The following is a 15,939-nucleotide window of genomic DNA, read 5'->3' on the forward strand; positions in this document are numbered from 1 at the left end:
TCAGAACTTATTTATTATTTAACTAACATTTTATCCCTATTTCATTGATTAGTCTAGTATTTTATTCATCTAATGTTTCCCCAGTTATTTCCACAATAATCATGCTTTTTCTACATGTATAGGTGCTTATCTATACGCCTCCCCCTATTTATGAATAAGGTACTAATGACATTATGTAAAATGGAGGGATTTTTATGTCAGAGCAGCTTATCGTTCCTTGGGATTTAGATGGTACGCTTGAGGATGATTTCTTTGTACCACAATATATATGGGATATGTCTGAGGTAGTTTTAACTCATTACGATCTAAAAGTAAGCAATCTTGAAGTAATCACAACAAAATCCGATAAAGGCGGACTAATCTGGAAAATGGATACAGATAAAGGCCCATTTAGTTTAAAAATACTCCACAGACGTCCAGGAAGAAGTCGTTTTAGTCTTGGAGCACAAGAATATTTAGTCAAAGAAAAAGGCGCAAAGGTTCCCCCATTATACAAAACAAAAACAGGTGAAAATTATGTCGAAATGGGCGGAAAACTATGGTTTGTAGCTGAATGGGTAGAACCACTATACCCCGTTGCCAATGACCTAGAAGGAGCCAAATTACTTTGTAATGCTTTAGGAGAATTTCACCACTTATCCAAAGGGTATGTTCCTCCTAAAGGATCTGAAAACCCTTCTCGCGTCCACCGTTGGCCAAAATCATATGAAAAAGTAGTAAAAAAAATGGATTGGTTTCGTAATATCGCCACCGTTTATCCAGAAATGGCAGCGAGTAAGGCCATTCTTACTCATGTTGATATGTTTGAAGAGCAAGCACAAAAAGCTTACGAGCAATTGCAACAATCTTCTTACTATGAGCTAGCTGCACGCGGAAATACAGCTTGGGGCCTAGTTCATCAGGACTATGGTTGGTCGAACGGACAAATGGGGCCAAATGGGATGTGGATTATCGACTTAGACGGTGTTGCGTATGATCTTCCAATAAGAGACCTTCGAAAGCTTATTACTGGTCAAATGGATGACATGGGCTATTGGGATGTCAATTGGATGAAAGGAATGATTGAAGCTTACCATGAAGCCAATCCGATTGAAGACGCTTTATTTGAAATCCTTCTTATCGATATGTCGCTTCCTAATGAATTTTACAAAAATGTCAAGGAAATGGTCTATGAGCCTACCATCTTTCTAGACACAGAAGTGGAAACGCTTTGCAATACGATTGCTGAAACTGACAAATCAAAATGGCCAGCGATTGCCGAATTACGGGAGTGGAAAGGAGTTACTTCAACATGAAGATCTTAATGATCTGTACAGAGAAACTTCCTGTTCCTGCTGTAAAAGGTGGAGCGATTCAAACGTATATTGATGGTGTATCCTCCTATTTAAGTAAAAAACACGACCTTACAATCCTTGGTTCAGCTGACCCTTCATTGCCAACGGACGAGATAGTTAACAACGTTCGTTATGTAAGGACACCAGGAGGAATACTTGAGGATTATCGTGATGGTGTCATTCAATTTTTACAAAGTGAACAAGACTATGATGTCATTCACATATTTAACCGCCCAAGGTTAGTCCTTGCCGTACGTGAATGTGCACCAACTGCTCGCATTGTCTTAAGTATGCACAATGATATGTTTAAAAGAGAAAAAATTGAACCTGAGGAAGCTGAAGCTGCTATCGAACAGCTCGATAAAATTATTACGATCAGTAATTATATTGGCACAGCACTTACTGAGTTATTTCCTCAAGCTGCCCCAAAACTAAAGACCATTTACTCTGGGGTTGATATTAATCGATTTGCTGCTCCCCATTCAAAGGAAGCTCGCGACATGCGACAAGCCATTAGAAACGAACACAATCTTGATGGGAAGAAAGTGATCTTGTTTGCCGGAAGGCTTTCGAAAAATAAGGGTGCAGATATCCTTGTTCAAGCGATGCCAGAGATTGCAAAAAAGCATCCTGATGCTGCTCTTGTTATCGTTGGGAGCAAGTGGTTTAGTGTCAATGAAGTGAGCGATTACGTAGCCTATGTACGTGCACTTGCTTCGAAGCTGTCCATTCCCGTAGTGAATACTGGATTTGTTGACCCTAGCGAAATTCAGAAATGGTTTGCCGCTGCCGATGTATTTGTCTGCCCTTCTCAATGGGAAGAACCTCTAGCGAGAGTTCATTATGAAGCAATGGCTTCAGGTCTTCCTGTCATCACAACAAGACGTGGTGGAAATCCAGAAGTCATTAATCCAAATGAAAATGGTTTTATCGTTGAACAACCTGAGAATCCTCAGGCCTTTGCAGACCTCATCATACCACTCCTTTCAAACCCAAAACTTTCAAAAGAACTTGGAATGAACGGTAGAAAATTAGTTGAAGAAAAGTTCACTTGGGATCGAGTGATTGCGGATATTTCCGATGTTTGGGATGAAATTCATTTTAAGATTGAAAATAATATCCCAGTAAAAGCTGAAGAATCCATTGAGAGTAACGAAATCAATGTTCCAGAAGGCCAAACTTCTGTAGACCTTTTAGAGTCCGCTGAATTTAATGAAGAAGTGGACAGTGAAAGTACGGCAACTTTAGGTTCTCCTTCAAAGGACCAGGTTAACGAAGATGAAGTTGAAGTTGAAAACGAAATAGCTAACGAAAAGGCTTCCACTATTGTTACTCAACATGAGACTCCTATAGATGACACCGTCTCAAGTATTGTGAATAATTTAGAAGAAAGCCATGCTCTAGAACCCTCTTCTGATACCGAGTCAACCGATGACCAATCTGATGTTGCGACCGCAGAAGAAGAAATGGATATTACTGACAACAAAGAAAACCAACCAACTGACACCATTTTTTCTATACTAAATAATTTATCTAAAGGACGCCATTTTGATGATAAGACGGTGCACCTACTATCTCGATTACTCGAATCCAAAAAAAGAAAAACGGATCGAATAAAACGACCAATTACGAAGTCGAAGCGGATACCGCAACTAAATACGACTCCATTACAGTTATCAAAAGAATCTGCACCTCAACAACAGATGGAACTAGCAAACAATGACGTTATCAGTCACATTAATGCCCTTCTTAACACTAATCCAAAAGCGAATTCTTTAGCAGATCCAAACGTGTTTATGAATCATCTTAACGAGGTCATAACTAGTAAATTGTTAAATAAATTAATGACTAGTAAAAGAAAATCAACTTCATAATGAAAGATCTCGTTTAGTCTCTCCATTGTTCATCCCAATTTTAGGTATTTATCTATACGCACTTCTTATAGATGAATACCTTACTATTGACGTATACAGTGTTACAAATCAGTTACTTAGAGCTAAGACTGTAAGATCTAGCATGGATAAATGAAAAGATTGAAGCATAGGATGAAACGATCCACTATAAACGACATCCATTACATGATTTTCTCGTTAAAAATCCTAAGAATGATATCTATTACTAATTGAAAATAATAAGCCAGGTCTTTAAAAAGTCTTGTTCTAGAAGAGCTGAAACGATGGAAAGGAGCATGTAGGAAATGAAGATACTATTAATCTGTACGGAAAAGCTTCCAGTTCCAGCCGTTAGGGGCGGTGCGATTCAAACCTATATTGATGGCGTCTCTTCTCACCTAAAAGAAAAACACGATCTAACTATTCTAGGGACAACGGATTCCTCTCTTCCTGATGATGAGACAGTCAATAAGATTCGTTATGTTAGAAAACCTGGTGGTCTCATTGAAATTTACCGAGAAGGAGTAAAAGAATTTCTTGAAACGAACACATTTGATGTGATTCATATTTTTAATCGGCCACGACTTGTCCTTCCAGTAAGAGAATCCGCTCCAGACGCCAGAATCATACTGAGTATGCATAATGATATGTTCAAGCCTGAAAAAATAGACCAAGAGGAAGCAGACTCGGTCGTTGATGAGCTTGATAAAATTATTACAGTAAGTGATTACATCGGAAAGACCATATCAGACCGGTTCCCAAAGGCAAATGCCAAATTAAAAACCATTTATTCAGGGGTTGATATCTCTCGCTTTGCACCACCAAAGTCAAATCAAGCAAAAAATATGCGCCAGATGATTCGAAAAGATCATGATCTAGAAAATAAAAAGGTCATTCTATTCGCCGGTAGATTATCACCGAATAAAGGGGTCGATGTTCTCATACGTGCAATCCCTGAATTAGCTAAAAAACATCCTGATATCGCTTTAGTCATCGTTGGGAGTAAATGGTTTAGTGTCAATGAGGTATCAGACTATATCGGCTATGTCCGTGCCCTAGCAGCGCGCTTACCTGTGCCTGTCATTAATACTGGATTTGTCCACCCTACAAAAATTCAAGAATGGTTTGCTGCTTCAGATATTTTTGTATGTACGTCCCAATGGCAAGAACCTCTTGCACGAGTGCATTATGAAGCCATGGCTTCTGGTTTACCAATTATTACGACGAATAGGGGTGGGAATGCGGAGGTAATTACTCCGAATGAAAACGGATTTGTCATCGAACATCCTGAACAGCCTGAACCATTTGTAGAACACCTCACTACCCTATTATCTAATCCTTCTCTTTGCGAAAAGCTAGGCGCAAATGGTCGAAAACTAGCCGAACAACATTACACTTGGAGTCGAGTCATTAGTGAGATTGAACGTGTATGGGATGAGGTTAAATATCGAATAGAACAAGGAATACCAGTTAAAGATAGTGATCAGAACGAGTCAAGTTCAGAAACGGACACGGTTGATCCAGCACAGATAAACGAAGGTATTGATGTGATTGAAGACTTGAATAATCAAGTTGCTTCTGATACCGATGATGCTTCAATTATGTCTTCCTCTCTTGAAGTGAGTAATCCAATTGATGATGTCATTGACGACTTAAATGAACAAATTTCCTCAAATGAAGAGGACAGTAGCAACGACTTAATTGATCAAACTGATTCTGTTGAAGAGAATGTCTCCCATATCCCTTCTTTCTCTCACAAACAGAAGACCCCCATTGAAGGTGTCATTAACGACTTAAATGAACAAATGGCTTCTGATGATGAAGTTCTATCAGAAATACCAAATCTATCTCGTAATCAGAAGGTTCCCATTGATGATGTCATTGACGACTTAAATGAACAACTTACAACCAGTAACATGCCAAGTAACCTTTCTGAGTCAATCACTACTGAACCCGAAGAAAAACCTATATCGAAAAAGCAAAGACTTCGAAAGCTATTCCTGTCTGAGCTTCCGAAACAAGATGATTTAATAGAAATTCTCTTATCAAATGTCCAGCAAAAAATAAAACAAGATGACGTCGACGAATCGAAACAAGAAAAAAAGGCAGTGAATTCCGTCTTCAACGAAATCTACAGCCTTCTCTATTCGAACCATTCTCACTCTGAGAAGAAAAAGGAATTTATTGAAACGGTTAATGATATTACCACTGCTAAACTATTCCAAAGATTAGAATCTAAAACTCGATCGAACAGACGGAGAAGAAATATATAGAACCAAAAAAGTCAGCTTACGATCGCTGACTTTTTTCTTTTAACTAGTTGGATATATTTGTTTAACGTACTTTATCTCTTCTAATAAGCCCGCCTTCAAATTTACTTTCGGTCTATATTCTAAAAGCTGCTCCGCTTTCTTTATGTCTGCCCACGTATGTTTCGGTTCCCCAATTGCTGCTTCCATGAAATGAATGGTTGCCTTTTTATTTAATAATGTTTCTAGTTCCGTTATCACATCCAATACAGATGCCCGCTCTTTCCCACCGATATTGATCGTTTCCCCAACGACTCCATTTGCATGTATTACCGATGCCGTTGCAATAACGCAATCTCTGATAAAGGTAAAATCGCGTGTTTGTTTTCCATCACCATAAATCGTAATCGGATTTCCAGACAAAATACTTTTTATAAATTTATGAAAAGCCATGTCACTTCTTTGTCTTGGCCCATAGACTGTGAAATATCTTAGTATGACCGTTGGAACGCCAAAACTTTCACGGTACACATGACATAAATATTCACCTGTTAATTTAGTGATTCCATAGGGAGACATCGGTTCTTAAGGACGCGTCTTCGGACACCTTACCTGTTTTTTCGCCGTAGACAGAAGAAGTGGATGAATAAATAAATTTCTTTAAAGGAATATGTTTGCAAGCTTCAAGCAATCTCTGTGTCACATCGATATTATTTGTAACATATCTATTAAACTCTACTCCCCAACTCGATCGAACTCCAGGCATCCCCGCTAAATGATATACATAATCGACCCCTGCAAGATACGTTCCCCAATTGATCGTGACTAGATCTTCTTCATAAAAAGTAAATCGAGGGTGATCTAATAATGGTTTGAGATTTTGTCTAGTAATGGTTTCTGGAGTAGGACCGATAAATGAATCAATACCAATCACCTTTACTTTTTGATCCTCGAGTAATCGTTCGACTAAGTTGGACCCGATAAAGCCTGCAGCACCAGTTACTAGTATTTTCATGGTCTAGCTACCCCCAAATACAATAATCCATTTTTTCTCAGAGTATATGGTTGTAAACAATTGCGACAATCTAATACGATCTTCCCACGCATTTGAGCGCTAACTTTCTTCCAGTCTGCATCGATAAATTGCTTCCACTCCGTTGCAACAATTAAGATGTCTGTATCTTTAACCGAATCGAACATATCTTGATAGGTGCTGGTATTGTCAATCTTTAACGATACAATTGGATCATATAGATGAACATTGGATCCCTCATCTACAAGGCGATTAATTAATTTAAGTGCTTGAGAATGTCTCAAATCATCTGTATTCGGTTTAAATGTAGCGCCCCATACAGTGATTTTTTTCTTTTGATAATCCGGAACTTCAGTTTTGAGTTTGTTCAAGTAATGGTCTATGATACTATCGTTTACGGTTTGGGCAGCTTGTAAGAGGTGAGGGGCAATATTTTTCTTAATCGATTGGTGTTCTAAAGAAGATAAATCTTTTGGCAAACATGAGCCACCATAGCCTAAGCCTGCTTGCAAGAAATGATGGCCTATCCTTGGGTCCATTCCGATCCCTAAAGCCACATCTGTTATATCTACCTCATAAGCATCTGCAATTTTCGCAAGCTCGTTAATAAAGGATATTTTCACAGCTAGAAACGCATTTGAGGCATATTTAATCATTTCAGCACCACTTAAGCTTGTAATTATATACGGGGCATCGATAAAGTGGTACAATTTTTGTAAAACTTGTATCGTCCTTTGTTCTTTCATTCCGATAACAATTTTATCTGGGTAGAGCATATCATGTATAGCCGTACCTTCACGAAGAAATTCGGGATTGGAAACAACATCAACGTTTTCTTTTAATACACCTTGCTCCAATAATTTCTGCTCCAACTCCTCGTTCGTCCCAAGTGGTACCGTACTTTTCGTAATAACGATTTTATACGTTTTAATCAATGGCGCTAGTTCATTTATCACACCTTCAAAAAAACGCAGGTCAGTTCTTCCATCCATATCTTGTGGTGTTCCAACAGCTATAAATATCACATCACTCTTACTAACAGCTGTCTTTAAATCTGTCGTAAATATTAATTGACCTTTCTTTGAATTTTTCACGAGCATCTCTTCTAATCCAGGTTCATAGATTGGAACCTTTCCATTTCTTAACATTTCTACTCTATCTTTTTGCTTATCTACACAATAGACTTGATGTCCATAATTAGCTAATACAGTAGAGGTTGTCAAACCTACATATCCTGCCCCGATCACACATACATCCATAACGTCTACTCCTCTTTAACAGAAATTAATTCGATCTTATATATCTTATTGAAATCGAACTGTAGTAGTGATTAGGAAACAGAAAATAAACGATCGTCTACTTTTTGTCGCATCCTTAAATTGGATATAGATCATAATTAACCTCCGTAACAAAAAGGGATAATTCCGTAAGACAACTTTCTCTTCCTTGCTTGACCGAATACTATGAGATTGTACGAAATAAAGGGGGGAAATAAATGAAAGTAAAAAAGGCTATCATTCCAGCAGCAGGATATGGTACAAGAAGCCTCCCAATTACAAAAGTGGTTCCTAAAGAAATGTTCCCTATTGATGGCAAACCCGCTATTCATTATATCGTTGACGAAGCAATTTCTTCAGGCATCGAGGAAATCTTAATCATTGTTTCAAGAAACAAAAATATGATCATCGATTATTTTGACAGATCTCTGGAACTTGAAACATTTTTAGAAAGAAACAATAAGAGTCACTTACTAAAATCAATTGCTGTTCCCGATGTCCATATTCAATTTGTTCGTCAACCTGTTGCAAGGGGGCTTGGTGATGCCATTCGTTTAGGGAAACCTTTTATTAACGATGAACCTTTCGCTGTTCTTCTACCGGATGATTTATTTATGGAAGAGAAGCCAGTCATTGGGCAATTAATAAACGCCTACCTTGAAGTTCAGTCAACTGTAATTGGAGTAAAAGAAGTCCACGAAGATTTATTAAAAAACTACGGGGTTATTGGTGGGACACCACTCAAAAATCAGCTGCATGAAATCAATGACCTTGTTGAAAAGCCCCAAACTGCTCCGCCGTCAAACTTAGCAGTGATCGGACGCTACATTTTAGACCCTAGTATTTTTACTTATTTATCAAACACCAAGCCCGGAAAAGGGGGCGAAATCCAGCTTACAGATGCCCTAAAAGAAATGCTCCAAACAAATAAAAGTTATGGCTACAAAATAAAAGGAGAACGCTGCGATATTGGTTCGGGTGATGATTATTTTAATTTATTAATGCATTTGCAGAAGATGAAGAATAAACAGAAATGATTTTCTAAGTATTCCCTTATAAACGAAAGCTAGGCTAAGATACCACTTCTTCGCCTAGCTTTTTAAAACAAGTTTATTTAATCCATTTTGGCATTAATCATAGTTTGTCAATTGCTTTTACGTTGCGTTTACCCTGTAATTTCAATTTTAAAACTTTTCACTAATTATCTTAGTGCGGAAACACTCTAATCGTCTTGCAATTAACTTACACTAACTGAATTATTATAAAAATAAAATTTAATGAACTTGTCTACAGCAACTCTTCTAGTTACATCATATGATAATAATTAGCAAGACTATTAATTTAAAAGGAGGCTTTTTCATGGCACTACAACTTATGAAATTGCTTGTAACAGCGTCGACCACAACCTCTATAGACCCAGAACAAGAAAAGTTCTTTTATGTAACAACAGCAGAAACCGCTGCCGGGGCTACACTGTCAATTGATACAGCAGATTTCTTTGATGACACGGGAACCGAAGCTACTAATCTTCCAGTATTAAATAGTGATAATAGTTACTTTAATGTTTACATTAATGGAGTACTACAAATGGAGGGAATATCAACTTACACACCTGGTGAAACAACTGAGGGTTCGCTTGAGATTGATGTTCCTGCCGAAGGGGACCCCATCCTAGAAGGTACTTCGATTGTATTAGAAATAATAAACTTCTCGCCAACTTCTACAACAGATGTCGCAACTTAATTTTTAATAAGGGGGTGTCTCAAAAGGCAAAATCACACCTTTTGAGACATCCCTTTATGATTGATAAATAGTTACAAACTGAAGGTTAATTGGAGTATTTTTAATAGGAATGTCTTCAGTTTTTAAACGTAAATAGCCTTTTACAACCTCATAAGTACTTGGAGGTTGTAATACCCCATTTATAAATAGGTTTGTATATGAAACGGTTTTAGGATCTAAAATACCTCGTTCTCCGTAGTCCTTAAGTTCATCATCATTTGTATAAACTGCACTAATTCCATCCGATAAAGCATTGTACTGATAAGTATCAACTTTAGAGACTTTCTTAGTTTGTTTAATCGGAACTCTTATCCTCATTTCATCAGTTGAAGCTACCCAATCATAAACTCTATTCGTTTTAATAAAATGCTTTCTATTATTTTGCTTCATTTTGACCACCTTAACTTTTTTTATTTTATGTTATCTCTCGCTAATCGGTTATAAATAATTTACTTAGTCTAGTGCTACTGTTTTGGGTTTGTTATTATTTTATAAATTCTTATCCTAAATAAAATCACATCGATTATAAACCTACAATTAACCATCATAAAAACCCCTATCTTGTTTGAGATAAGGGTTAGAGATAATTTAGAGATCCTGCAATATATCAATAAGAGGATACAATAAGTACATTTCCAATATTTAATTAAACTATTTATCTGTTATCGATATTCTCCGGATACAAGTCATGGTTCATCATACGGTACTCTGCCATCTTTTCATACTTTGTACCAGGCTTTCCGTAGTTTGTATATGGATCAATGCTAATCCCACCACGCGGAGTAAATTTACCCCAGACTTCAATATATCGAGGGTCCATTAATTCGATTAGGTCATTCATGATGATGTTCATGCAGTCCTCGTGGAAGTCGCCATGATTACGGAAACTAAATAAATACAGTTTCAATGCCTTACTCTCCACCATCTTCACATCCGGAATATAACTAATATAAATCGTTGCAAAGTCAGGTTGATTTGTCATTGGACATAATGATGTGAACTCAGGACAATTAAATTTCACAAAATAATCGCGATTTTGATGCTTATTTTCAAACACTTCTAATACAGAAGGATTATAAGAAAAGTCATAGGCTGTACCTTGGTTCCCTAGTAACGTTACTCCTTCTAGCTCTTCCTTTTTTCTTCCACTCATTGTTTTCTCTCCTTTTTTAGACGCCTCGCTTATTCCCCCAAATAAGGGTATGGAGCTGCGGCAATACCTTTGCATCATTCATAACATGAGATTTTGTCGCTTTTTCAATCAACCACTCATAGCGTTTTAATAAGGTTGAGAGTAAAGCATGATCGTCGGTTGTAGCTACGTCTTCATTACCGATTTGTAAATAAAACGGTATATGGGGATAGCGCGAATGAATGAGTTCTGCAAAACGAAAGTCTTCATCATCAAAGACAACGACTTTCAAACTAACGTTTCTTTCTTCTAATTGTTTTATATAAAAATCTAGCTTTTCATAGTCTGTTTCCATTAATGAACTTGGTGGTTTTGGCGAGATCGTGACATCATCTATTTCTCTCATCCAATTTTGCCAAATAGATCCTTGTGTTTCAACTGCCACTTTCCAACCTTGCTCATGGCAGAGGGTGACAAGATTAGCAATGCCTTTGTGCAGCGCAGGGTTTCCACCTGAGATTGTTACATGCGAGAACAAATCTCCACCGATTTGCTTTAATTGCTCCACAATCGCCTCTGCTTCAAGCAATTCACTCCGAGCCGATCCATCCCACGTAAAGCGGGAATCACACCAAGAACAGGAGTAATCACACCCTCCTGTTCTGACAAACATCGTTTTTTGTCCAATGACCATCCCTTCACCTTGTATCGTTGGACCAAACACTTCCATTACCGGGATCTTCATGCTAACTCCTCCGGTTTCGGACGGTACACGACATAGCTTGTTGGTGTTTCGCGAACGACAACTTGCAGGCAATTCGGTTTGTTATCTTGAGTTTGCAACTTAGCCTGAATGGCTTTCCAAATTTGCTCTGCTACTCGTTCTGTTGTTGGGAACACCTCTTTAAATTCTGGGTGATCATTTAGGACCGAATGATCGAAGCGTTTATGAACAATATCTTTTATTTGTTTAAAGTTAATCAAAAATCCCAAATCATCTAACGTATCTCCACCAATCGTAATATTAATAAAGTACGTATGGCCGTGCATGTTTTTACATTGGCCAGCTGCGTCATTTGGGATAAAGTGTGCCGCAGCTACATGCATATCTTTATTTAATTCATAGCGGTACGAGTGTGGCACTTGTGGGTAGAACTGCTGCATCATACGTCACTACCTCCTTGTTTTTCTTTCAGGTAGTCTTCTAAGCCCTTTTTACGTAAATTGCACGATGGACATTCCCCGCAACCATCACCACGTATACCATGATAACACGTTAACGTTTTTTCTCTAATGAAAGCAAGGGCATCTAACTGATCAGCTAGCTTCCACGTCTCGGCCTTATTTAACCACATAAGCGGAGTATGAATGACAAACTGCTCATCCATAGCTAGATTTAGCGTGACATTTAATGATTTTACAAAACTATCTCGACAATCGGGGTAGCCGCTAAAATCCGTCTCACAAACACCAGTAATAATATGACGAGCCCCAATAGCTTGGGCATATACTGCAGCAAATGACAAGAATAAGTGGTTACGACCAGGGACAAACGTGGAAGGAAGCTCACCGTTCTCCCCTTCTTTTACCTCTATATCCTTTCTTGTTAGAGCATTGGCTGATAGTTGGTTAATTAACGTCATATCAAGCACATGAAAAGATACACCTAATTCCTCGGCTATCTCACGTGCACATTCAATTTCATCATGGTGGCGCTGTCCGTAGTCAAAAGTAACTGTAGCTACTTCTTGGAATTGATCAAGAGCCCATAACAGGCATGTGGTACTATCTTGACCACCACTAAAAACAACGACCGCTTTTTCATTTCTCATGTCTCATTTCTCCTTTATTCTAAAAGTTTACAGTCGAACGACGTCGTCAACAGAAACTCCTTTTGAAGAAAGAGCATTCGATCACTCCAAACGGGTATATTTGTTCTTTTTCACTCATATTGTCTATTTGTTAGGGTACGTTATGAGTAGTTCTAAAAACGAACGAAATATTGTCTACTTAACGACAAGAAAACTGTACCAATTGTTGTACAGTTAACACCTTAGTTTTTTATAGAGGGAGTTTGCGAACCTCTTGTCTTATTACCACTATATATAATAGCACAAAAGTATTCTAGGTCGCTATTCTTTTCACTTTCATATAAAGTTGGTAAAATAACTGTTGTAGGAAAATTTATACATAATAGAAAAGAGGAATGATTCTATGTCAACCTTTCAAGAGAATCTAGAGAAATATGCAGAGCTTGCGGTGAAAGTCGGTGTGAACATTCAACCAGGACAAACACTCGTAGTTAGAACTCCTTTAAATGCAGCAGATTATGTTCGTGCAGTTGCTAAAAAAGCATACGAAGCCGGTGCAAAAAATGTCCATGTTGAATGGAGCGATGAAGAGCTAACAAAAACGAAGTATGAGCTAGCACCAGATGAAGCATTTCATGAATTTCCAGAATGGGTAGCAAAAGGCTATGAAGAAATGGCTGAAAATGGAGCAGCTTTCTTAAGCATTACTGGATCAAATCCCGACTTACTAAAAGATGCAGATCCTGAACGTGTATCAAATGCCAACAAATCAAGTGGAAAAGCAATGGAAGGCTTCCGTTCTTACATTATGTCCGACAAAATTAGCTGGTCGATCGTTGCTGTTCCTTCGGCTGGATGGGCAAAAAAAGTATTCCCAGAAGACTCAGAAGAAAAAGCAGTTGAAAAGCTTTGGGACGCCATCTTTGCCGCCACTCGAATTAACCAAGCTGACCCTGTTTCAGCATGGCAAGAGCATCTTTCATTACTTGATGAGAAAATGAACGCGTTAAATGAAAAACATTACCACGCTCTTCACTATACGTCTGAAGGAACAGACTTAGTCATTGAATTACCTGAAACTCATTTATGGGTAAGTGGTGGAAGCATTAATAAGGACGGCGTACAATTTGTTGCAAATATGCCAACAGAAGAGGTCTTTACTTCAGCGAAGAAAACCGGTGTAAACGGAACCGTCTCAAGTACAAAGCCATTAAATTACGGCGGTACACTGATTAATAACTTCTCACTGACATTTAAAGACGGAAAAGTCATTGATTATAAAGCCGAAGAAGGATATGAAACGTTGAAGCGATTACTTGATACGGATGAAGGGGCTCGTTTCATTGGAGAAGTTGCTCTCGTCCCTCATAAATCACCTATTTCTGATACGAATATCCTTTTTTACAATACGCTATTTGATGAAAATGCATCAAACCACCTAGCGATCGGATCTGCCTACGCTTTTTGTATCGAAGGTGGAAAAGAGATGAATAAGGAAGAGCTTGAGAAAAACGGCTTAAATACAAGCCTAACACATGTAGATTTCATGATTGGATCAGCGGATATGAACATCGATGGTGTGTACGAAGATGGCAAACGTGAGCCGATCTTCCGTGACGGGAATTGGGCGTTTTAATTCCAGGTTGACCTCTACTTGAACCAATTAGGGGGTGTCTTAAAGGTTGATTTTTAACTTTTAGGACACCCCTTAAACTATTTCCTAAACTTACCTCCCCTTTTTATTCGTTTATTGGTAAGACTAACCGTAAAGACGTTAAAAGGAGGATTTTTCTATGGCCAATCCATATTTATGTCCTAATTGTAAAACGAACCGTTCGCGCTTTAATTTAATTCAGCAAGTGGCCACACCTGTAAAAATTGATGCCAGGAGTGGTGATTTAATTGAACAGTATGAAAATAACGATGCAGGTCCTTTACACATGACCTATCGAGGCCCAGAATTGCGCGTTCAATGCGCAACATGCGGTTTGATCGAAGAAGAAAGAATGTTTGTCAAAAGAGCACAACAACAGCAATAGGAGCCACTAATGGCTCCTATTGCTTTAGTCGAATATTGATAATGCTTGCTTTCCTAATAAAAAACTTCCTATCGCGTAGGCTTCAGCCTGATCTCTTACTTTCATGGACCTCGTAGTTGTGCCTTCATAGACGTAAAGTTCGTATGGCCTATATGTTGGCTTCTCATCAAAGGCTCTACTTAAATATCTCGCTGTTTCATTAAGGCCATGATTTCCTCGATACATCACTTCATAAAAAGAGACAAATCCATGCATCACACCATTGTAACGAATCGTTTGTACGGGAACACCATGTTCGGCAAGACGTTTTGCATAAGCTTCGCCTTCATCACGAAGAGGATCAAATTCTGCCGTAATGACGATTGCAGGAGGTAATTGATAAAGGTTCTCTGCATCTAGCGGAGAGGTATATGCATGAATCCATAATGATTCATCTGGTGTATACGTGTCACGAGCTCGTAACATAACACTACGCGAGAGCAAGTAATACCCACTGTCATAAGTCTTTCTTGAGTCGAACTCAATGTCTTGGAAGGTCGTTAACGGATAGAGAAGAGCCTGTGCTTTAATGTCCGGACCATTCCGGTCTCTTGCCATAAGAGAAACAACCGTTGCAATGTTTCCTCCAGCACTATCTCCAGCAACAGCGATCTTAGTAGAGTCTCCACCAAGCTCTTCTGCATGTTCATGTGCCCAAACAAGAGCATCATAACTATCCTCAATTGCGGCTGGGAATGGATGCTTAGGCGCAACACGGTATCCTACTGCAATGACAATGCTATTCGTTCTCGATGCAAGTGCACGAACAATATTATCATGGGTATGAATGCTACCGTACCCTTCCATAAAGGCACCACCGTGGTAATACAAGATAATCGGGTGAGGACCTTCTTCAATGGGACGATACATCTTCCCTTCAATGGTGGTTCCGTCAGAGACTGGAATTTCGATCATTTTATTTGTAAATCTAGGCGCTTGGCTACTAGATAAAAATTTGGGCGCTCTCATATCTGGTGTAACAAGATTATGGTGAACAGCATGAAGCAATACCGCTGTTTTCGGAGGTACTTTTCCCGCTTCTGTATGTGACCAATAATGTACAGAAAGGATAACCAAAAGGGAACTAACGACAAATCCTAGTGACGCAATCATCATCCATATGCCTAGTTTTTCAAATCCTACTTTCATAGCGTCACCCCTCAATAAAAAAGTCAGACTATTTCTATACTTTTATTATATCAGAAAAAGATTTCTTCGATAAGACATTATCACAATTTTTTATACATTTTTACATATTTTACGCAAGTTTTTTTAGAATGTGATTACCTTGCCTTTGTTTTCATTCATAGAAGGGGTTATCCTATAAGGCATACGTTTCACCTTATAGGAT

At 38.3% G+C, this 15,939-nt stretch carries 13 protein-coding genes, 2 pseudogenes and 1 riboswitch; of the genes and pseudogenes, 7 read left to right on the forward strand and 8 right to left on the reverse strand.

Going from position 1 to position 15,939, the window contains the following annotated elements; genetic code table 11:
• The first annotated feature begins 194 nt into the window (after nucleotides 1-194).
• The 3 genes and pseudogenes from LQ50_RS08655 to LQ50_RS26600 all read left to right on the forward strand — a co-directional run.
• The gene (locus tag LQ50_RS08655) at nucleotides 195-1,295 is read left to right on the forward strand and encodes a CotS family spore coat protein (protein ID WP_034628229.1); all 1,101 of its coding nucleotides are present in this window, start codon (nucleotides 195-197) and stop codon (nucleotides 1,293-1,295) included.
• Nucleotides 1,292-3,208, forward strand: coding sequence for a glycosyltransferase family 4 protein (locus tag LQ50_RS24605; RefSeq protein WP_070808125.1), 1,917 nt, complete (start codon nucleotides 1,292-1,294; stop codon nucleotides 3,206-3,208). The genes LQ50_RS08655 and LQ50_RS24605 overlap by 4 nt, the downstream gene beginning before the upstream one ends.
• Nucleotides 3,209-3,531: 323 nt before the next feature.
• Nucleotides 3,532-4,692 (forward strand): annotated as a pseudogene (locus tag LQ50_RS26600) (glycosyltransferase family 4 protein); the annotation flags it as partial.
• An 846-nt stretch (nucleotides 4,693-5,538) separates the two neighbouring features.
• Here LQ50_RS26600 and LQ50_RS08670 read toward each other — a convergent pair.
• Both LQ50_RS08670 and LQ50_RS08675 read right to left on the reverse strand, forming a co-directional pair.
• Nucleotides 5,539-6,490 (reverse strand): annotated as a pseudogene (locus LQ50_RS08670) (NAD-dependent epimerase/dehydratase family protein).
• Entirely contained in the window at nucleotides 6,487-7,767 is a 1,281-nt protein-coding gene (locus LQ50_RS08675; protein WP_034628231.1) for a UDP-glucose dehydrogenase family protein, read from the reverse strand. The pseudogene LQ50_RS08670 and the gene LQ50_RS08675 overlap by 4 nt, the downstream one beginning before the upstream one ends.
• Nucleotides 7,768-8,003: 236 nt before the next feature.
• On the opposite strand from LQ50_RS08675, the gene LQ50_RS08680 reads away from it, so the two are divergent.
• On the forward strand, nucleotides 8,004-8,822 hold the full coding sequence (locus LQ50_RS08680; protein WP_034628233.1) for a UTP--glucose-1-phosphate uridylyltransferase: 819 nt from the start codon (nucleotides 8,004-8,006) through the stop codon (nucleotides 8,820-8,822).
• A 322-nt stretch (nucleotides 8,823-9,144) separates the two neighbouring features.
• Nucleotides 9,145-9,528 carry a DUF4183 domain-containing protein gene (locus LQ50_RS08685; RefSeq protein ID WP_034628234.1) on the forward strand — a complete coding sequence of 128 codons (384 nt, stop codon included), beginning with the start codon at nucleotides 9,145-9,147 and terminating at the stop codon, nucleotides 9,526-9,528.
• 54 nt (nucleotides 9,529-9,582) lie between these two features.
• On the opposite strand, the gene LQ50_RS08690 is transcribed toward LQ50_RS08685, so the two are convergent.
• The 5 genes from LQ50_RS08690 to queC all read right to left on the reverse strand — a co-directional run bounded on the left by LQ50_RS08690 (nucleotide 9,583) and on the right by queC (nucleotide 12,531).
• Nucleotides 9,583-9,957: a DUF4183 domain-containing protein gene (locus tag LQ50_RS08690; protein ID WP_034628238.1), complete on the reverse strand. Its 375-nt coding sequence runs from the start codon at nucleotides 9,955-9,957 to the stop codon at nucleotides 9,583-9,585.
• A 265-nt stretch (nucleotides 9,958-10,222) separates the two neighbouring features.
• Nucleotides 10,223-10,720 (reverse strand): preQ(1) synthase, encoded by a 498-nt coding sequence (queF, locus tag LQ50_RS08695; protein WP_034628239.1) that lies wholly within the window; start codon nucleotides 10,718-10,720, stop codon nucleotides 10,223-10,225.
• A 16-nt stretch (nucleotides 10,721-10,736) separates the two neighbouring features.
• Nucleotides 10,737-11,444 carry a 7-carboxy-7-deazaguanine synthase QueE gene (gene queE / locus LQ50_RS08700; RefSeq protein ID WP_034628241.1) on the reverse strand — a complete coding sequence of 236 codons (708 nt, stop codon included), beginning with the start codon at nucleotides 11,442-11,444 and terminating at the stop codon, nucleotides 10,737-10,739.
• Nucleotides 11,441-11,866: a 6-carboxytetrahydropterin synthase QueD gene (gene queD, locus LQ50_RS08705; protein ID WP_034628243.1), complete on the reverse strand. Its 426-nt coding sequence runs from the start codon at nucleotides 11,864-11,866 to the stop codon at nucleotides 11,441-11,443. Before queD ends, queE begins: the two co-directional genes overlap by 4 nt.
• Complete coding sequence (queC, locus tag LQ50_RS08710) at nucleotides 11,863-12,531, reverse strand: 7-cyano-7-deazaguanine synthase QueC (RefSeq protein ID WP_034628245.1); 669 nt, start codon at nucleotides 12,529-12,531, stop codon at nucleotides 11,863-11,865. The genes queD and queC overlap by 4 nt, the downstream gene beginning before the upstream one ends.
• A gap of 215 nt (nucleotides 12,532-12,746) precedes the next feature.
• A riboswitch (PreQ1 riboswitch) is annotated at nucleotides 12,747-12,790 on the reverse strand.
• Between the two features lie 123 nt (nucleotides 12,791-12,913).
• Between queC and LQ50_RS08715 the strand changes: the two genes are divergently transcribed.
• Complete coding sequence (locus LQ50_RS08715; protein WP_034628248.1) at nucleotides 12,914-14,146, forward strand: aminopeptidase; 1,233 nt, start codon at nucleotides 12,914-12,916, stop codon at nucleotides 14,144-14,146.
• Between the two features lie 157 nt (nucleotides 14,147-14,303).
• Nucleotides 14,304-14,549, forward strand: a complete 246-nt coding sequence (locus tag LQ50_RS08720) for a hypothetical protein (RefSeq protein ID WP_034628250.1) — start codon at nucleotides 14,304-14,306, stop codon at nucleotides 14,547-14,549.
• A gap of 24 nt (nucleotides 14,550-14,573) precedes the next feature.
• Here the strand turns inward: LQ50_RS08720 and LQ50_RS08725 are convergent, their stop codons facing one another.
• Nucleotides 14,574-15,737 carry an alpha/beta hydrolase gene (locus LQ50_RS08725; protein WP_034628252.1) on the reverse strand — a complete coding sequence of 388 codons (1,164 nt, stop codon included), beginning with the start codon at nucleotides 15,735-15,737 and terminating at the stop codon, nucleotides 14,574-14,576.
• Nucleotides 15,738-15,939 lie beyond the last annotated feature (202 nt).

The organism is Halalkalibacter okhensis, assembly GCF_000787375.1.
Taxonomy (GTDB): Bacteria; Bacillota; Bacilli; order Bacillales; family Bacillaceae_D; genus Halalkalibacter; species Halalkalibacter okhensis.